The sequence below is a fragment of the Caproicibacterium sp. XB2 genome (assembly GCF_044880635.1).
Taxonomy (GTDB): Bacteria; Bacillota; Clostridia; order Oscillospirales; family Acutalibacteraceae; genus Caproicibacterium; species Caproicibacterium lactatifermentans.
The window spans coordinates 531,567-549,297 of the sequence record NZ_CP173227.1 but is presented as its reverse complement, the minus strand read 5'-3'; the positions used below and the strand labels follow the sequence as shown (position 1 = coordinate 549,297).

Annotated in this window: 19 protein-coding genes and 1 riboswitch; of the genes, 7 read left to right on the top strand and 12 right to left on the bottom strand. The window is 50.6% G+C overall.

Going from position 1 to position 17,731, the window contains the following annotated elements; genetic code table 11:
- Positions 1–58: 58 nt before the first annotated feature.
- The gene (locus tag ACIHKT_RS02540; RefSeq protein WP_086035345.1) at positions 59–322 is read right to left on the bottom strand and encodes an AbrB/MazE/SpoVT family DNA-binding domain-containing protein; all 264 of its coding nucleotides are present in this window, start codon (positions 320–322) and stop codon (positions 59–61) included.
- 173 nt (positions 323–495) lie between these two features.
- Between ACIHKT_RS02540 and ACIHKT_RS02535 the strand changes: the two genes are divergently transcribed.
- A complete protein-coding gene (locus tag ACIHKT_RS02535; protein WP_086035344.1) occupies positions 496–1,080 on the top strand; it encodes a nucleoside recognition domain-containing protein in 585 nt (194 codons plus the stop codon).
- Positions 1,073–1,597, top strand: coding sequence for a spore maturation protein (locus ACIHKT_RS02530; protein ID WP_086035343.1), 525 nt, complete (start codon positions 1,073–1,075; stop codon positions 1,595–1,597). Before ACIHKT_RS02535 ends, ACIHKT_RS02530 begins: the two co-directional genes overlap by 8 nt.
- Before the next feature lie 84 nt (positions 1,598–1,681).
- Here ACIHKT_RS02530 and ACIHKT_RS02525 read toward each other — a convergent pair whose 3' ends face one another.
- Together ACIHKT_RS02525 and ACIHKT_RS02520 are read right to left on the bottom strand one after the other, a co-directional pair.
- On the bottom strand, positions 1,682–2,767 hold the full coding sequence (locus ACIHKT_RS02525) for a Xaa-Pro peptidase family protein (RefSeq protein ID WP_236849668.1): 1,086 nt from the start codon (positions 2,765–2,767) through the stop codon (positions 1,682–1,684).
- A gap of 81 nt (positions 2,768–2,848) precedes the next feature.
- Entirely contained in the window at positions 2,849–3,688 is an 840-nt protein-coding gene (locus tag ACIHKT_RS02520) for a deoxyribonuclease IV (RefSeq protein ID WP_086035342.1), read from the bottom strand.
- 120 nt (positions 3,689–3,808) lie between these two features.
- Between ACIHKT_RS02520 and ACIHKT_RS02515 the strand changes: the two genes are divergently transcribed.
- From ACIHKT_RS02515 to gatB, 3 genes are all read left to right on the top strand, one after another.
- Positions 3,809–4,642, top strand: a complete 834-nt coding sequence (locus tag ACIHKT_RS02515; RefSeq protein WP_086036818.1) for a tRNA 2-thiocytidine biosynthesis TtcA family protein — start codon at positions 3,809–3,811, stop codon at positions 4,640–4,642.
- A 73-nt stretch (positions 4,643–4,715) separates the two neighbouring features.
- A riboswitch (THF riboswitch) is annotated at positions 4,716–4,826 on the top strand.
- 83 nt (positions 4,827–4,909) lie between these two features.
- On the top strand, positions 4,910–5,491 hold the full coding sequence (locus ACIHKT_RS02510) for a folate family ECF transporter S component (RefSeq protein ID WP_174193411.1): 582 nt from the start codon (positions 4,910–4,912) through the stop codon (positions 5,489–5,491).
- A gap of 169 nt (positions 5,492–5,660) precedes the next feature.
- The gene (gene gatB, locus ACIHKT_RS02505; protein ID WP_174403137.1) at positions 5,661–7,085 is read left to right on the top strand and encodes an Asp-tRNA(Asn)/Glu-tRNA(Gln) amidotransferase subunit GatB; all 1,425 of its coding nucleotides are present in this window, start codon (positions 5,661–5,663) and stop codon (positions 7,083–7,085) included.
- A 131-nt stretch (positions 7,086–7,216) separates the two neighbouring features.
- On the opposite strand, the gene sigE is transcribed toward gatB, so the two are convergent.
- The 9 genes from sigE to ACIHKT_RS02460 form a co-directional block, all read right to left on the bottom strand.
- Positions 7,217–7,909, bottom strand: coding sequence for an RNA polymerase sporulation sigma factor SigE (gene sigE, locus ACIHKT_RS02500; protein WP_086035339.1), 693 nt, complete (start codon positions 7,907–7,909; stop codon positions 7,217–7,219).
- Positions 7,800–8,753, bottom strand: a complete 954-nt coding sequence (locus ACIHKT_RS02495; RefSeq protein ID WP_236849754.1) for a sigma-E processing peptidase SpoIIGA — start codon at positions 8,751–8,753, stop codon at positions 7,800–7,802. The genes sigE and ACIHKT_RS02495 overlap by 110 nt, the downstream gene beginning before the upstream one ends.
- Positions 8,754–8,815: 62 nt before the next feature.
- On the bottom strand, positions 8,816–9,052 hold the full coding sequence (locus ACIHKT_RS02490) for a hypothetical protein (protein WP_174193414.1): 237 nt from the start codon (positions 9,050–9,052) through the stop codon (positions 8,816–8,818).
- A complete protein-coding gene (locus tag ACIHKT_RS02485) occupies positions 9,040–9,651 on the bottom strand; it encodes a GNAT family N-acetyltransferase (protein ID WP_236849669.1) in 612 nt (203 codons plus the stop codon). Before ACIHKT_RS02485 ends, ACIHKT_RS02490 begins: the two co-directional genes overlap by 13 nt.
- An 18-nt stretch (positions 9,652–9,669) precedes the next feature.
- Positions 9,670–9,795: a hypothetical protein gene (locus ACIHKT_RS02480; protein WP_338031342.1), complete on the bottom strand. Its 126-nt coding sequence runs from the start codon at positions 9,793–9,795 to the stop codon at positions 9,670–9,672.
- A 499-nt stretch (positions 9,796–10,294) separates the two neighbouring features.
- On the bottom strand, positions 10,295–10,468 hold the full coding sequence (locus ACIHKT_RS02475; RefSeq protein ID WP_086035336.1) for a heavy metal-binding domain-containing protein: 174 nt from the start codon (positions 10,466–10,468) through the stop codon (positions 10,295–10,297).
- Positions 10,469–10,520: 52 nt separating this feature from the next.
- Entirely contained in the window at positions 10,521–10,886 is a 366-nt protein-coding gene (locus tag ACIHKT_RS02470) for a hypothetical protein (RefSeq protein ID WP_086035335.1), read from the bottom strand.
- A gap of 159 nt (positions 10,887–11,045) precedes the next feature.
- Positions 11,046–12,278, bottom strand: a complete 1,233-nt coding sequence (locus ACIHKT_RS02465) for an aminopeptidase (protein WP_086035334.1) — start codon at positions 12,276–12,278, stop codon at positions 11,046–11,048.
- Positions 12,279–12,294: 16 nt separating this feature from the next.
- Complete coding sequence (locus tag ACIHKT_RS02460) at positions 12,295–13,617, bottom strand: aminopeptidase C (RefSeq protein ID WP_086035333.1); 1,323 nt, start codon at positions 13,615–13,617, stop codon at positions 12,295–12,297.
- Between the two features lie 261 nt (positions 13,618–13,878).
- Between ACIHKT_RS02460 and ACIHKT_RS02455 the strand changes: the two genes are divergently transcribed.
- A complete protein-coding gene (locus ACIHKT_RS02455) occupies positions 13,879–14,331 on the top strand; it encodes an Lrp/AsnC family transcriptional regulator (protein WP_086036816.1) in 453 nt (150 codons plus the stop codon).
- A gap of 250 nt (positions 14,332–14,581) precedes the next feature.
- Positions 14,582–17,647 (top strand): hypothetical protein, encoded by a 3,066-nt coding sequence (locus ACIHKT_RS02450; protein WP_404352688.1) that lies wholly within the window; start codon positions 14,582–14,584, stop codon positions 17,645–17,647.
- The last annotated feature ends 84 nt before the right edge of the window (positions 17,648–17,731 follow it).

Sequence of the window (17,731 nt, the reverse complement as noted above, 5' to 3'; positions counted from 1 at the left end):
AGTATAATCGTTCAAAGTGTCATCTGCTGCATAGCCCATACAGCAGATGTTTTGGGATTCAGTCGTCGTCTTCTTCTAAACGGCGTGCCAGTTTTTCCATGCAGTGATGGCAGACGTTGTGTCCCTTATACGTGATAATGCCGTCCATCCCGTTGCAGAAAATGCAGGCAGGCTGATATTTGCGAAGAATAATTTCGCCACTTTCGCCGACAAAGATTTCCAGTGGATCCTTTTCCTTAATATCTAATGCTTTCCGCAGTTCCTTTGGCAGCACAATACGGCCCAGTTCATCTACCTTACGCATAATTCCTGTTGATTTCATTGTAAACTTCCTTTCTGTTTGTAAAAAACGGTTCAATTAGTAAATAGATTACCTTTCTTTCATAATAGTAGTTGATTCGACAAAAGAAGTCAATATTAACATTTGAATTTTTTGTGAACGTTAGAATAATTTTCTTTATATTTTTGTATACATGATAAAAGGGGGAGATGAAAATGCTTAATTGGATATGGGTCGGAATGCTCTTTGCCAGTTTTATTTGTGCACTCTGCACAGGAAGAGTCCCTCAACTTTCTGATGCTATTTTAAGCGGCGCTGGAAATGCAGTTAAACTTTGTCTGGAAACAATGGGGATGATGTGTTTCTGGACTGGACTGATGTATGCCGCGGAACAGGGCGGCCTTACCCGCCTACTTGCGAAGGTGCTTTCTCCCTTGCTGCGCTGTCTTTTCCCAAAACTGAAACGCAGCAGTTCCGCGCTGGGCGCTATTTGTATGAACTTGACCGCTAACCTTCTGGGACTCGGCAACGCCGCCACCCCTCTTGGCCTTGCCGCCATGCAGGAACTGAAAAAAGAAAGCCAAACACCCGCCGGCACAGCTGACAATGCAATGGTCCTATTTGTCGTTCTGAATACCGCTTCCCTGCAGCTGGTTCCCACCTTTCTGGCTACTCTGCGCAGCAAATACGGGGCGGCCCAGCCATTTGACATTCTGCCGGTCATCTGGATTACTTCCGTATGTGCACTTTTGACGGCTGTAACCGCGGCGAAGCTGATGGAGAGGCGTTTCTGTGGATAAGCTAGGAACTTACGTCCTTCCGATATCCGTAGTCTGTTTGGTCGCGTTCTGTGTCCTGCGAAAAGTGCCCGTCTTTGATTCCTTTGTATGCGGCGCAAAGCAGGGGCTAAAAACTGCGGTTGGCATTCTGCCTACTTTAATTGGATTGATAACCGGTATTACGATGCTGCAGGCTTCCGGTGCACTGGACTTGCTGGCAAAAGCGCTGGCACCGTTGACATGCCGCATTGGCCTGCCATCGGCGGTGGTGCCGCTGATTCTGATGAAGCCGGTTTCCGGCAGCGGCTCTACCGCTGTGCTGACTCAAATTCTGCAGCAGTATGGTGCCGACAGCTTGACTGGACGCATTGCCGCGGCGCTTGCTGGCAGCACAGAAACCGCTTTCTATTGTATTGCTGTATACTACGGAAGCATTGGCATCAAAAAGACACGGCACACCCTGCCGGCGGCGCTTTTAGGGGACTTGGCCGCCTGTCTTGTGGCGCCGCTTGCTGTCCACCTTGTCTTTTACGCATAAAAAACAGGCTGGACGCTTTCCCCATTCTAAAGAAAGGCCCTGCCCATTCTATAAAAAGCGGCTTATAAACGCCTTGTCTGATTTTTATTTGCAGAGGACCTGCAGGTCTTTTGTGTAATGATTCAGTACCTCACAGCCGTCTGGTGTTACCAGCACAAGGTCCTCAATCCGCACACCCATCTTCCCGGGCAGATAAATGCCCGGTTCCACGGAGAAAACCATGCCGGCCTGCGCGAGCATTTGACAGGAAGCGCCGTTGTCCGGCGGTTCATGGCAGTCAATACCAAGGCCGTGTCCAAGCCGGTGGGTAAAGTACGGCCCATAACCCGCGTCCTCAATAACCTGACGCGCAGTGCGGTCGATGTCACACATCATAACACCGGGACGAATCATTGCTTCCGCCGCTAAATTCGCCTTTAAAACGGTTTCATAAATGCGGCGGTCCCCGTCACTGATTTCTTTAAAGAAAACGGTTCGCGTCATATCACACCAATAACGCTGAATGGGAATATAAATATCAAACACCATAGAATCGCCGCGCTTGACCAGTGTATTATCCGGAGAATGGTGCGGGTCCGCGCAGTTCGGCCCAAACGAAGTAATCATGCCCTCCGTTGCGCGGTCTGCGCCATGCAAAGCAAACTGATGCTCCACAAAAGCGGCCATTTCTTTTTCAACGGCCCCTTCGCGGACAGCTTTTAAAGATGCTTCCATTACTTCATCATTGATACGAGAAGCACTGCGCAGTGCTTTAATTTCTTTTTCATCCTTCAACATACGGGCTTCATCCACCGGGGCGCTGCCAAGTTTCGGCGTTACGTCCGGACGCTGCTTCATCAGGCTAAGCAGATGACAGCTGGGCCAGCTCTTGTCCACACCCAGCACACCGGAGCGAACAACCTTTGCAAGGTCTGTAAGCGGGTCGTCTGCATCCGTATGTATATACAGCGGCACATCTCCGCCAGGCGTCAGACCAAACAGCGCATTGCCGAACAGTGCGCACTCGCCGTTGTCCCGGATGTATAGGACGAGCAGGCGTTCCATTGGCTCTATCCATAGGCCAGTCAAATAGTAGACCGATGCCGTAGAAGATACCAAAATCTGCGGCAGACCGCGCCGCTTCATGTTTTCCGTAACCGCCTTCAGCCGCTTTTGATGAATTTTAATCATGCCTATCCTTCTTCCCCATACTCAAATGGTACTTTTCAAGTATACAACGAACCAACAATTTGTAAAGATGAAAATGCTTTTTTATTCTTTTTTCGCATACACTGCTGCCCGCAGCAGTGCAATTTCTTTTCCGTGCCCTGCTGTGTCCTGCGGCGTTTCCAAAATAAACGGCAGACCACACAGCGCCGGGTGCGTTAGCACACGCACCAGTGCCGCAAGCCCCAAGGAACCGTTGCCGATTGATTCGTGGCGGTCCTTATGACTTGCATAAGGGTTCTTGCTGTCATTCAAATGAACTGCTTTCAGCCGCTGCAGACCAATGACACGGTCAAAGGTTTCCAGTACACCGTCCAAATCATTGACAATGTCATATCCGGCGTCATATACATGGCAAGTGTCCAGACAAACACCGACCTTGTCCGTCAGCTGAACCCCATCCAAAATGGCACGCAGTTCCTCGAAGCTGCGGCCTACTTCTGTCCCTTTTCCGGCCATGGTTTCCAGCAGAACGGTCGTGTGCTGTTCGGGTGTCAGCACCGTATTGAGTACCCCTGTAATTTTTTGAATACCGGTTTCCACCCCCTGCCCCACATGGCTGCCGGGGTGAAAATTATAGTAGTTGCCCGGCAGGTATTCCATGCGGCTCAGGTCGTCCTTCATCGCGCGGAACGCAAAATCCCGCACCTCCGGCTTTGCCGCACAGGCGTTCATGGTATAGGGCGCGTGCGCAACGATTGGCCCAAAGTGGTTTTCCTGCAGAAAACTGCACAATGCCGCTGCGTCCTGCGGGTCCAGTGTTTTGGCCTTCCCGCCGCGTGGATTGCGGGTAAAAAACTGAAATGTGTTCGCACCAACGGAGAGCGCCTCTTTTCCCATGTGCAGAAAACCGGCTGAGGCGGATACATGCATACCCAAAAACATATGATTTTCTTCCTTTCCTGAAAATGCCGCAGAGAGTTGCGGGACAGCGGCAAAAAAGATACAATAGACAATAATCAATAGTATATACTGTTATTATAGAAATTTACAGGGATGATTGCAATGGAGAAATATCAGGAAGTGGAACGCAGCATCATTAAAAAATACCGCAAACCCATCTGGAACCGCTTTATCGGCGGTATCAAGGACTATGAGCTGATAAAACCCGGTGACAAAATCGCCGTATGTATTTCCGGCGGTAAAGACAGCGTCCTGCTGGCCTGCTGTATGCAGCATCTTATAAAGTATACGGAAATTCCGTTTTCCCTGCAGTTCATTGCCATGGACCCAGGGTATAATCCGCAAAACCGTGCACTGCTGCTTTCCAACTGTCAGCTGCTGCACATTCCGGTAAAGGTCTATGACAGCGACATTTTCCGTGTAACGGCCGGCGAAGAAAAATCGCCCTGCTATTTGTGCGCGCGTATGCGGCGCGGCTACCTGTACCGATATGCACAGGACCTGGGGTGCAATAAAATTGCACTGGGGCATCATTTTGATGATGTGATAGAAACCATCCTGATGAGTATGCTGTATGGCGCAGAAATGCGCACCATGATGCCCAAACTGCACAGTAAAAACTTTGCCGGCATGGAGCTTATCCGCCCACTGTACTACGTGCGGGAACGTGACATTCTGGCATGGAAGCGTTACAACGGCCTGCAGTTTTTACAGTGTTCCTGCCGTTTCACCGAAGAGGGCGCCCATAAACCAAACGGCGGCGGAAAGCGTGCCCAGGTGAAGGCACTGATTGCTGCCCTGCGTGCGGACAACCCTCAGGTGGACACCAATATTTTCCGCAGCGCACAGGGCGTTAATCTAGAAACCGTGCTCAGCTGGCGGCGCGGCAGCACTGCCCGTAACTTTTTAGATGACTATGACGGCTGCAAAAAATGAATTGGTTTTGCAAGAACTTGCATTTTTTTGCCGGCAGGTTTATAATATTGGCATAAAATAAAACATGTAGCAAAGCAGAGTAGGAATTTATGCGTAAAGTGCCCGCCGAACGGAGAGTTGTCGGCAGGACGAAAAGCAGGGGCTGCATCCCCCGCTTGCGGTATAGGTTTCGCATCCCGCTGCTGCATTTCCTCCGGATATGCAGCACCTGATAGGGGTACCAATTTAGTGCCCTTTCTGCGTGTGCTGCCAACTGGAGGTATTTTTATGCAAAAGCGTACTGCCTTTCTGTCGTTGTTCCGTGATTCCGCCGCAGAACTGAAAAAGCTGCCGTCCTTGGTAACTGCGGCACTGCTGCTGGCACTGCAGGTTGTGCTGGCCGGGTACAGCATCGATGTGCTTCCTTTCCTGCGCATCAGCTTTTCCTACCTTGCCAGCGCGGTGACCGGTATGCTTTTTGGCCCGACCGTCGCCATGCTGTCCGCCGCGGCGGGAGATATCCTGGGTTACTGTGTGCACCCAAGCGGCGTATACTTTCCACCGTATATGCTGACCGCCATGTTCAGCGGCTGCCTGTACGGCATTTTCCTGTACCACAGCCCCATACGTCTTTCCCGTGTCATCGCCTCCAAATCACTGGTCACGGTTTTTAGCAATCTATTGATGAACACGCTGTGGAATTCCATGGTATATGGCAAATCTTTTTTTGCCATTCTGCCCATCCGTATTGTGAAAAATCTAGTCCTTCTGCCGGTGGAGATCGCTCTGCTCTTCGTTGTTTGCAAAGCCGCACAAAAAGTGTACAACACGGCTTTTCTGCGGTGTGGCATTTCACCGCGGAAAGGCTGAAACGGTCAAAAAAGGACGAGCACTGTCCGTTTTGTCACTTTGCTGTGCAAAAGCGTTGACATCAGCCGGGGGTTGCGGTATGCTAAATGGAAACGGTTACTTTTCGCGTATCTATGCAAAAGCGGAAGCATCTTTAGCAAAAGACAGGACCAGGAGGTAAATAAACAGAATGAGTAACTATGAACTGGTAGCCGGATTAGAAACACACGTGGAACTGGCCACCAAAACGAAAATTTTCTGCAGCTGCACAACTGAATTCGGCGGTGAGCCAAATACCCACTGCTGCCCTGTGTGCATTGGTCTGCCTGGCTCCCTGCCCAAGCTGAATAAAAAAGTAGTGGAATACGCCATTATGGCGGGACTTGCCACACACTGCGACATTGCAGAAGTCAGCAAAATGGACCGTAAAAACTACGTCTATCCCGACCTGTCGAAAGCCTACCAAATTTCGCAATATGATATGCCGCTGTGCACCAACGGCTACATTCAACTTTCCAATGGGCGGAAAGTGCGTATTACCCGTATTCACATTGAAGAAGACGCCGGCAAGCTGGTTCACTCCCGTGGAAACACCTATGTAGACTACAATCGTGGCGGTGTTCCGCTGATTGAGATTGTCAGTGAACCGGACATTCGCTCACCGGAAGAAGCCAAAGAATATGTGGAAAAAATGCAGTTTCTTATGCGCTATATCGGTGTTTCCGACTGCAAAATGGAAGAAGGTTCTATGCGCTGTGACGTAAATATTTCCGTACGCCCACAGGGCAGCAGTCAGCTGGGCACCCGCACCGAGATTAAAAACATGAACAGCATCAGCTTCATCACCAAAGCAATGGCATATGAATATGACCGCCAGTGTGACCTGCTGGACAGCGGCGAAAAAGTAGTGCAGGAAACGCGCCGGTACAATGAGGCGGACGAATGCACCGAAAGTATGCGCGGCAAAGAAGATGCACAGGACTACCGATATTTTCCGGAACCAGACCTGCCGACCATTCATGTTTCACACAAATCCGTGGAAAGGCTGCGGAAATCTTTACCAGAAGACCCGTGGGAACGCGCAGAACGCTGGGAAAACCAGTACGGCATCAGCGATACAGACTCACAGCAGCTCATGCGCTACCGCAGTGTTGCAGATTATTTTGACAAAGCAGCCGCTGGTCTGGAAAATGGAAAAGCCGCTGCCTCCTGCATTTTGGGGCAGATGTTCCGCCGTATGGAAACCGAAGCGGATAAAGAAGCTTTCGCTGTCACGGTTCCGCCGGAAAACCTCAATGCCCTGCTAAAGCTGCTGGATGCTGGCAAGCTGCGGATGAATCTGGTAAAATCCACACTGGAAAAGATGCTGGATACCGGCAAACCCCTGTCCGCTTTCTTGACGGAAAAGGACCTCGCCGGCATTGATGACAAGCAGCTGGATGCATTGTGCCATGAAGCACTGCAGGAAAATCCGAAAGCCGCAGAGGACTACCGAGCTGGAAAAGAAAAAGCCGTTAAATCACTGGTCGGTTATGTAATGAAATCTACCCGTGGACGTGCAGACGCACAAAAAACAGAAGCGCTGCTGAAACAGCTGATTGCTGCCGAAGCATAAAACAGAATAAAGACAGGCAATTCCGTCCGCTGACAGCCGTACGCACTGCCGGACAAACGGGATTGCCTGTCTTTTTATATATAAATATCTTCACACTTTTTCAGGGACCGTTCTGCATTTGTTTTGTTTGGTCACCCCGCTTTCTCAAGGTCATGCCGCAGCCGGGCAATAATTCGCTTTTCCAGCCGAGATATGTAAGACTGCGAAATGCCAAGTGCGTCCGCCACCTGTTTCTGCGTATGCTCTTTTTGGGAGTTCAGCCCGAAACGCATTTCCATAATCCGCCGCTCCCGCGGAGGCAGCGCATACACCGCCTCCAGCAACATGCGGCGGTCATTCTCGGTCTCGATGCCGGAACTGACTGTATCGCTGTCGCTGCCCAATACATCGGCCAGCAAAAGTTCATTGCCGTCCCAGTCGACATTCAGCGGGTCATCTATGGAAATCTCGTTTTTCAGCTGGCTGGATTTGCGCAGATACATAAGAATTTCATTTTCGATGCAGCGGGAAGCATAAGTCGCAAGCTTAATTTTCTTTTCCGGCCGGAACGTGTTCACTGCTTTAATCAGCCCGATGGTGCCGATGGAAATGAGGTCCTCAGCCCCCGCCCCCGGCGACTCGAACTTTTTGGCGATATAAACGACCAAACGCAGATTGTGTGTAATCAGCGGTTCCCGAGCATTGGGTACATCTGCCGCCATTTCTTCATAAACTTTAGCTTCTTCCTCTTTGGTGAGCGGCGGCGGCAGTGTTTCCGGTCCGTTTATGTAGTGGACGGGCGCGGCGAAGAGATGCAGAAGCCATTGCTTCAGTTTTTCCAGCATATCCAGTTTCCTTTCTTTGTATTCTGGTGTTTCTGCTGTCTGTTTCCACGTCCTGCAGTAAAGACGGCGGAACCAGTGCCTGATATTCACCTCCGGCAAGTTTACCTTTTGTGCAGGCTATGTAGCACTCTGCACGGCAAAAACCACCCTCTGGGAAAACCAGTGTACAGTCCTCCGCCCGCCATGCACGCAGCAGTCCCTCCCCGCCAACGGAAGTATACGGCACCGCACGCGGCGGGTCGTCTGGCAGGGGCAGCAGGACCTGCTCCTCCGCTACAATCACGGGCAACCCTGAAAATGGCTCTGTCAGTGCGCTGCCGGTGTCTATCCGTGCGGAAAAGCTAACCTCTCGACCGCCAAGTTTTGCGTGCACCTGACACACTGTATGGCGAAGCGGTCCTCTTCCTGCAGCGCGCTGCACCAATCGCAGAATAAAATAACTTATCAGCGTCAGTACAATCAGCAGCAGCGGCGGCACATAAAAATAAATGACGCTGTTCTTTACAAACAGCCCGCCGGGCGCCACAAAATACCACACTGCCAGCAAAATACCTGCCAGCGCAAAGCTAAAAAGGAAGAAGGTTAGTACCCGCCGGAAAAATGCGGCGAATCCGCCAAAGCCGAACGCTGCCAATGTAATAGGCAGCGACAACCCCAGCCGGAGGAGCAGCTCTTCTGCCGGAGCAAGCGGCGGAAGAAGAATCATCAGGGAACCGCCGGACCCAATGAGCGCGCCCAGCAGCAGCCGATACCGGCGTACGCTGATGTGCAGGAATTTAGCCGTCAAAAGGAGCAAAAAATAATCGATAAATAAGTTGACTGCCAGCAGCACATCCACATACACCGTCTGCAACAAACTCACCTCCCATTGACATGTATTATAATCAACGATAGACCGAAAATTTGTCAAAGCACAGTCCCGACGAGCGGAATTTTTCGGCCTGCCGGTTTGTTTGCCGCCGTGCCGGCCAGCATCTGTCTCCTTAAACGCAAAAACAGCCCGCCTAAAAAGGTGGGCTGTTTTGAGAAAACAAAGCCGGACAATAAAAATCTCCAACTGGCCACGCATCCAATTCCGTTGGCATCATATGAGATTTTTACGCCAAAAGTAGAAAAAAGATTCCGTTGTTTTATGTGGTCCACTGCCCCGGCAGCTTCCGTTTTTCCAGATACGGAAACAGACGGTCGTACTGGTCTACTTCCCACTGCGGCAGATGGCTGTATACGTCCGGTTCATGGAACTGACCACTGATACCCTTCAGTCCGTCGGAGACGAGTTCGATCCCTTGAAATGCCGGAAAATTTTTGCCGTCCGGCGTGGTAATACCGAAATGGTCGCAGGTTATAAACCCATGTTTGGGGTAATACTCTGGTTCCCCATATATCAGGATTGCCTTCCAACCAGCCTGCCGGGCAAGGTCCATTGTTGTTTCCAGCAGTTGGCTGCCGACTCCCTGCTTTTGAAAGGACGGTTCCACCGCCAACGGGCCAAAAGTCAGCACTTCGGTCCGCTCATCACCATTTTGTACAAAAGCACGGGCATAATAAATCGCGCCGACAACCTGTCCGTTGCTTTCCGCCACCCGGCTTAAAAGCGGCAGATAGGCTGCATCCCGGCGCAGCTTATGCACCAAATAATGCTCACTGCATCCCGGTACATGCAGGTTCCAGAACGCTTTCTTTGTCATGTACTCCGCTGCATACCGGTCATCCGGCTTTTCTCTGCGAATAATTAAATTCAACTGTATATCCTCCTGTAATCATTCATCTGCCAGCCGATATTCAACGCCGACTTCGGTCATAATGTAGTGCGGCTTACCGGGATTTTTCTTGATTTTCCGCTGCAGGCCCGCCATCAGTGCACGCATCGCCTCATTGTCCAGCATCTCCCTGCGAATTTGTTTATCCGGCCGGACCTGCGCACAAAGGTTTTGTCCAGTATGCCTTCCTTATCAAAGCACAAAAAAGCTGTCTTGCAAGAAAAGGCGCGAATGAAATGTGCCGCGACGCCTAGTCCGCGCAGTTCTTGGCGCCCGTCAGGCAGCGGGTCAAATTGTGCGGCGCAAGTGGAGAAACAGGCTGCCAGCTTCACCGCCAGCAGATAGACAATTACAATGTTCGTTTCCGGGAATCCGAGAAAGCGGAAAAAACAGCCGGTTCCTGAAGCCGCTGCAATCATCCCAATCATCACCGCAAACTGCAGAAAGTGCCTTTGCTGTTTGGTCCTTTTCACAGGCGACCGTGCCCGTTTCAATTTCCTTTATTATATTTCATTACCCAAGAAGAAACAAGCGTGCAGTGCGGTCTTTCGCCGAAGAATATAAAAGGAAGGGAGCATCCCCTTTCCGGGGATACTCCCAAAAGCAGGAACGAACCTAAAACAAATTACGCTTTTACTTTAACGGCCGTACCGTAGACAATCACTCCCGCCGCTCCCTGCATAATTGAAGAAGTCGCATAGCGAATATTGACAATCGCGTCGGCCCCCATCTTTTCGGCTCGCCACCCACCAATGTTTTTGCACCGAATGGTGGAGTCCTTCACAATGCCCAGCATCATACTTGTGCACTGCCTTACTATATAGAATGTAGAACAAATATATGCTCCGCCGTCACGGCAAAAACCACATGAGCAGAAACAAAGCCACCAGTAAAACGCAAATGCAGATCGTCGCAGCGCGGTGAACCATCAGCCAGCGGTTGCCCAACTTTTTGGAAAAGATGTGACTGAAAAAAGTTGCCAGCACACACAGAAACAATAAAATTCCAAGCAGAAAGGACACAGCCGGCCGCTGTCCCGCAAGGTGCCACGCACAAATACCGTGTGCGATGGAAAACGCCAGCAAAAGCAGGCTGGAAACCACATGAATTTTGCCCGCGGCAGCATCTAAGCGGGGAAGTGGCAGACGTTTGGTGAGAAATTTAGCAGCCGTCACCAAAAAAGCGGCCAGTGTCAATATTCCTAAACAGTCTGTCATTTGTTACCTGCTTTCTATGAAACCTGCCGTAATTCATTTTAGAATACCGTATATTCCGCCGGTTGTCAAACTTTCATGCCCTTTTACACAGAAAAAGCGGCCTCTCCGCTGCCCTTTTGCTGCAGAGAAGCTGCTGACTGTCCCCTATTATATAAATGTTTAGAAAGCCCAGCCGCCGTCACGGAAGACCGGAACTTCTGTGCCGTCCGCCGTAATGCCTGTAACAGAAAGGTCGGGCGTCCCCAGCATAAAGTCCACATGCATGCTGGAATTGTTAATGCCATGCTGGATAAGCTCTTCTTTGGACATATTCAAACCGCCCTGAATGCACTCCGGAAAGCCCAAGCCAATCGCAAAATGGCAGGAAGCATTCTCATCGAACAGTGTGTTGTAGAACAGCACACCCATTTCAGAGATGGGCGACTGTTTCGGAATCAGGGAGCACTCACCGAACATTTTGGCACCATCGTCTGCGGCGATGATTTCCTTCAGCGTATCCTCACCTTTTGCGGCGGAACAGCTGATAATGCGCCCATCCTTCAGTGTCAGACTGAAATCATCAATCAGCACACCTTGATAGCTCAGCGGCAGTGCGCTGTGCACCGTACCGTTCACACGGGTGCGGTCCGGGGAAGTGAAAATCTCCTCGGTCGGCATATTGGGATAGAACGCAACGCCGTCCACTGTTTTGGAGCCGCCGCCCTCCCAAATATGATTCTTCGGCAGACCGACCGTAATATCCGTACCAATGCTGTTGTGATACACCAGCCGGTCAAACTGCTTCTCATTCAGGAACGCACAGCACTTCTCGAAACTCCTGCGGTGTTCCTGCCATGCGGCGACCGGGTCCGGCGTATCCACATAAGCGGCGTGAAAAATGGCTTTCCACAGTTTATCCATTGCCATGACCGTGGAGCAGCGCGGGAAAACGCGCTTTGCCCACGATGGCGACGCCGCACCAACAATGCACCAAACATTGTGGCCAAAGTCCATCCCATCATAAAACGCTTTTGCGCCCAAATGGGCCGCCTTGCTGTAAGCCAGAAGCTTTTTTGAGTCCACGCCGGACAGTGCCTGCGGGTCGGAACTTAAAATGGAAAGGATTGCCGCGCCGCGTTCCGCCATGCTGTTCTGCAGCTGCGCACGCCACTTCGGGAAATTTTCAAGGCATTCCATCGGCGCGTTCTCAAAGCGCAGACGCGTCAGCTTGTCGTCCGCCCACTCAACAGTTACATCTTTGGCACCGACACAGTAAGCTTCTTCCGCAACCAGACGCACCAGCGGCGCCGCCTCCAGGGAAGCATTAATAAACAGCTCCTGCCCCTTTTGCAGATTGCAGCCGCCGCAGACAATGAGATGTGCGTACTTTTTTAGGTCTTCCTGTAAATTCATAAATGATGCCTCCCGTTCAGTCCGCAAGCGTGCCCATCGGGTCCCACGGATTCAGGTGAATCGGTTCTGTTTCCAGCGCTTTCTTCTGGGCATCGGAAAGGTACTTTTTCTGAATAACGGCCTGATACACAAAGTTGTCAAACCAGTCGGCACTCATCTGATAATAGCCCTTATCGCCATGCTGGTCGCTCCAGCTGTTTTCAATCTTCCACTTGGTTGGCTTGCCGTTTTCGCCCAAATTGACACCGGTAATCAGCATGGCGTGGTTCATGGCACTCTCGCGGTAGTCCAGCCGGTCAGCCTTGCTCATGGTAAAGTCCATGCCGAATGTGTTGTCCAGGTCAATCAGCTGTGTGTTCCACAGGCCGTGCTCCCGGTCGCCGCGCTGGCCGACATCGCTGCCGAACCAAACCAGCTGGCCGTCCTTCAGCTGACGGACAATAAGGTCCTCAACCTCCTCCATAGGCAGGTTGAGGTAATGCACCGGGCTGCCATCCGCCACGTTGCCCAGATAGTCAACGGTGTAGGTGCGGCTGAACGGCTTATCCTCGGTAGGCGAATTGATAATACTCACATAGTTCCCGCGCAGGTCCAGCCCTATATATGTATCATAGAATTGCTTCGGGTTCATGCCGCGGACGATATTGTACTTGCCATCCCGGTCGACATACTCAAAATCAAACTGCTTCGGCGGCTCACCAAAGCACATGCACAGGAAGCGGTACATTTCCGCCAGCATAGCGGATTTCAGGCTGCGGGGATTGTCAGCCGCGCGCAGCTTTGCCGCGTACTGGCGCAGCTTGGTATTCAGCATATGGTTCATGTCCGCCGTGTTGCTGCTCTGGAACGTTTCACCCATAGCCGATTTTGGCACAACACCGTATTTTTCTATTAAGTTTACCAGCATATCCCACTGACCGCCGTCCGCAACGCCGGTCTGCAGTACAAAGGTCAGCAGACGGTCGTCCACCGGCCGATCCTTTAGGTCGATGATTGTCTCCAGGAAGTAATTGATTTTTTCAAATTTATCCCAAAAAGAAATATAGTTCTGGGACAGTTCAAACTTTTTCAGGCCGCATTTTTCGGCGACACGCTCGCGCAGCAGGTTCAGCGCGGAAAAAATCCAGCAGCGGCCGCTGTGCTTCTGGTTGGTTACCTCCAGCGTAGGGATTTCCACTGAATACTGGAACTGAGTATCCGGCATGGCGGCGCCGCAGTAGGCAAGGTCCTTTACGTTGTTTTTATACAGTGCGTTGGTCATGGCATGGCACAGCGTGCTGCTTTGGTAGGACTGGCTGCAAGCAACAGCCTCCTCTTTTGTAATTCCTTTAAAATTCATAGTCACAGGTCCTTTCCTTATCAAACATATACATTACAACGCGTTTTAGTATAGCACAGGCCCTGTGCGTTTGCAACGGACGCCACGCCGCGGAAATTTTGCAGGATACACAACAAAAAGCTTGCATTTTTCTTTTTCCTGTTTCATAATAATAGAAACAGAACGCAATGGTGCGCGCCCGCTTTGGGCTGCGTGCCATTTTTTATTGAAGGAAGTCCTCCGTACAGGGGACCGCAAATTTCGGAAAGTGAGATGATAGGTTTGGATAAAATTGATGCAGCCCTGCTGGAAAGCCTGCAGGAGGACGCTCGCACCCCAATTAAAACCCTGACCAAAAAAGTGTTTCTATCCGCACCGGCCATTTCTGCCCGTATTGAAAAGCTGGAGCGGCAGGGCATCATCCGCAGCTATTGTGCCGAGCTGGACCCCATCAAGCTGGGCTATCACATCAAGGCCTTTATTAACCTGCAGATGACACCGGACCAGAAAACCGAATTTTATCCTTTCATTCGCCAGTGCCGCAACGTACTGGAGTGTGACTGCGTGACTGGCGACTACTCCATGCTGATTAAGGTGGCCTACCCCAGCACCGCCGAACTGGACACTTTCATTGGGCAGCTGCAACACTTCGGCGTCACCTCCACCCAAATTGTTTTTTCCACCCCAGTGGAGTCCCGCGGTGTGCAGGTGGACCCGGAACTTGCTGGAAACTAGATGCTCTCTTTCATAATTTTCTTTTCCAGAATAATACAGGGATAGTTCACAAATATTACCGTTCACGCTTGACTTTACCATCCTATTATCCTATAATCTACATAAACGAATGGTCTTCGCCGGCGGAAAAGCGGCCAGTCAGCTGTTTTGCTTCGGGTGTTTTTTGTGCCGCGGCGGCCATGCGATACACTGTGGGTTTTCCCATGGTACGCAAATGCATACATTATTTAAGAAGGTCGCTGCGGTCGCCTTGGCAGCAGCGATGGTCAGCAGCGCTTTTGCTATGAGCACTGCTACTGCTTTTGCTACTGCACCAACACTGCCGACCGCGAAGGCACAGCTGGAAAACAGCACCGTCTATATGGCAAAGGGCGGCAACACCACAGTTAACGTTACAAAGGCCGCTACTTCCAACCTGTTCAAAGAGTTGGATGCTAACAGCACTGCCGCTAACCTGAACATTAAGTCCGTCACCACAACGGATGGTACCGTTCTGGATACATCTGACATCACCGCGATTGGTGATACGAATGCTACCGCGACCGCTGACAACACAGTTGTAAAGGTTGATAACGCCAAAGGTAACATCTCCTTTACTGAACAGAAAGCCGGCACACAGCAGGTTACTGTTTCCGGCCTGCAGTGCACCGCTGGCGGCAAGACATATAACTTGGTCCCAATCACCTTTGACATTGATTTGGTTGACACCGCAAAAGACGACGGTGGCTATATCAGCACTGTCTGGTCCTCCGCCAAGACGGATGCTAACATTGGTAACACAGTGGATTCCATCAACGTCGGCGGCAACGCTTATCTGTACAGCGAGACCGTAGCAGCCGATGATTCTAAAGACGCTTTCGCCACACCGGCCTACATCTCAGCTGTTGACAAGACAGCCAGCAGTGACACGGCTGTTTTGACTGTGGATACTAATAAGGCAACCGGTGTCGCTGTCGGCAGCGCAACCGCTTCCTACCTCTACAACAATAAAAATAAAGGTGTAAAGGAAACCAAGACTTCTCCTGAACTGTCCGTTACCACTGCTCCCGTTATCACTACTTATGATAATGTGAGTGCTATTAAGGCATCCACCACAACCAAGGGCTCCTATGAGGTTACTTATGGCAGCAATAAGAAGCCGGTTACCATGACCAACGACCAGCTGGCAAAGGTTACTTTGAAGTTGGCCGGCACAACTTCCATCCCTGCCGGCGCAACCATTGGCACCCTCGACATCAACGGCAACTCAGTTACCATTGACGGTGCAACCGTTAAAAAGGTTACCGATACCAAGGCAGGCTCTAAAGCAGAGGTCACTGTCAATAATACACTGGTTGGCACAACCAAACACGACGCAGCTGTTTCCACAAAGGTGGACAGCATTGATACAAAGGGTGCTGTCAACATCGGCAATGAAAACGACGTTGCAACCACAACAGTCGGTTCTGTCAAGACAACTGCCAGTGCCAGCACTGTTGACGTTAGCGCAAACAAGGATAAGGCCGCTATCCGCACAAAGGTTAATTCCATCACTGCTAACAATATAGAAATCAACAGCGCAAAGGCTTCCATTGGCGTCATCACAAAGGCCTCCACTGATTCCCAGGGTACGTTACAAATGAATAATTCTTCAAGCACTGAAGACATCATTCTTCCAGCAGTGGATGGTTACAATCTGACTGTTAACGGCAACACAACCGTTGCTTCCATTGCAGATTGTCCTTCCGCTTCTATTGCAAGCGGAAAGACACTCACGGTTTCCGGCAAGGCAACTTTCACTGGCAATGTTATTACTACCGGCACTACCGGCGATGATAATACTGGCACTACCGGCGATGATAAAACTGGCACTTTGGCCATTGCGCCGAACAGCTTGACCATTCTGGGTAACGGAAGTGATGCCTTCACACTGAAGGTCAACGATGTAAAGAACGGCGATACTGCTTTCATGACCAAAGACAATGCTAAAGCTATTGCCTATACCAATGACGGCAATGACAAAGAGAATGAAAATCAGACTGCTTACGCAAACATCGTGACACCTGGCTACACTGCTGAACAAAAAGCAGGTTCCAAAAATGCTGTTGTCAGAGATGTTACTGTTGGCAGTCTGACAGACGCAACACAGGGCAGTAAACTGAACAGCAATGGTACCTATGACGTTGAGATTGTTTCCGGCGAAACTAAGCAGCTGGCTGTTAATCCATATCCGGCAAGCAGCTTTGGCGATAACTTCTACATTAACTGGAGCTATACTGATGGCAAGAATGCAGACTTTAAGCTGGGTACAGTCGGCGCCAGCGGCCTGACCAACACCATCACTGGTACTTACGATAAAAACAACACAGCTACCAGCAAAACACAGAAGGTAACCGCACAGCTGTATAAGATGGATGAAACGACTGGTAACGCAGAACCAGTAAAGGGTAAGTCGGTAACTTATAACGTAACTGTCACTGATAAGAAGTCTGTTGCTACAACTGACTTCACCCTGACCGCTGACAAGAACGTTATCAAACCGTCCGAGTCCATGACTCTGACTGCTGCCCCGAACGGCAGCAGCCCACTGACCGATGTCACTGCCAAGTCCTCCAACGACTTTGTTGCAACTGTTCCTACATCTGCTACCGATAATGCATTGAAGGTTACCGCAACAGGTAAGACCGGCACTGCCGTTATCACTGTAACCGCTACTCTGCCGGACGGCAGCAAGGTTTCCCACGTCTACACTGTTTCCGTAACCAACACACCGGTTGTCGCTATTGTTAACGGCAAGATTGTTGGCCCGACGGACATTGTAAAGGTTACCCAGAGCACCGCACAGCATGTTACCTTCATAGCTGCTGACGGCAAGAAGTTCACAGACTTCAAGTACACCGCCGGCAACGACAAGGTTATGCAGACCCGTGCATATCCGAGCAAGGGTTACACCTTGTGGGACGGTATGTCTGGTGACTATGGCATGTACATGAACGGTGGTGTTAAAGATGGTGTTGGCGATAAGACCGGCGTTTACGTGAATGGCCAACTGGCCTTCACAGTACAGGTTACCGACCGTCCGTTCCAATGCGACACTACCCAAACTGTAGATCTGAAAAAGGGCAATACTTATTGCTTTAAGATTACCCCGAAGACAACGGTTGATAACTTTACCTTCAACACCGCTAGAGATGCTGCTCTGACAACCTGCGGCCTGCAGAAGAACGCCGATGGTTCTTACCTCTGCAAGGTACATGGTACACAGACTGGCTCCTATGGTGTGTACATCACTCTGAACGGCCAGCAGTACAAAGTATTTGCTGTCAACGTGAAATAATGGAGTGTGTAACTTCAATTAAAACAAATCTCAACAAATTAATGTAGTTGTATTTGCGCAGCGGCGGTACTGGAGGGTTTCCTC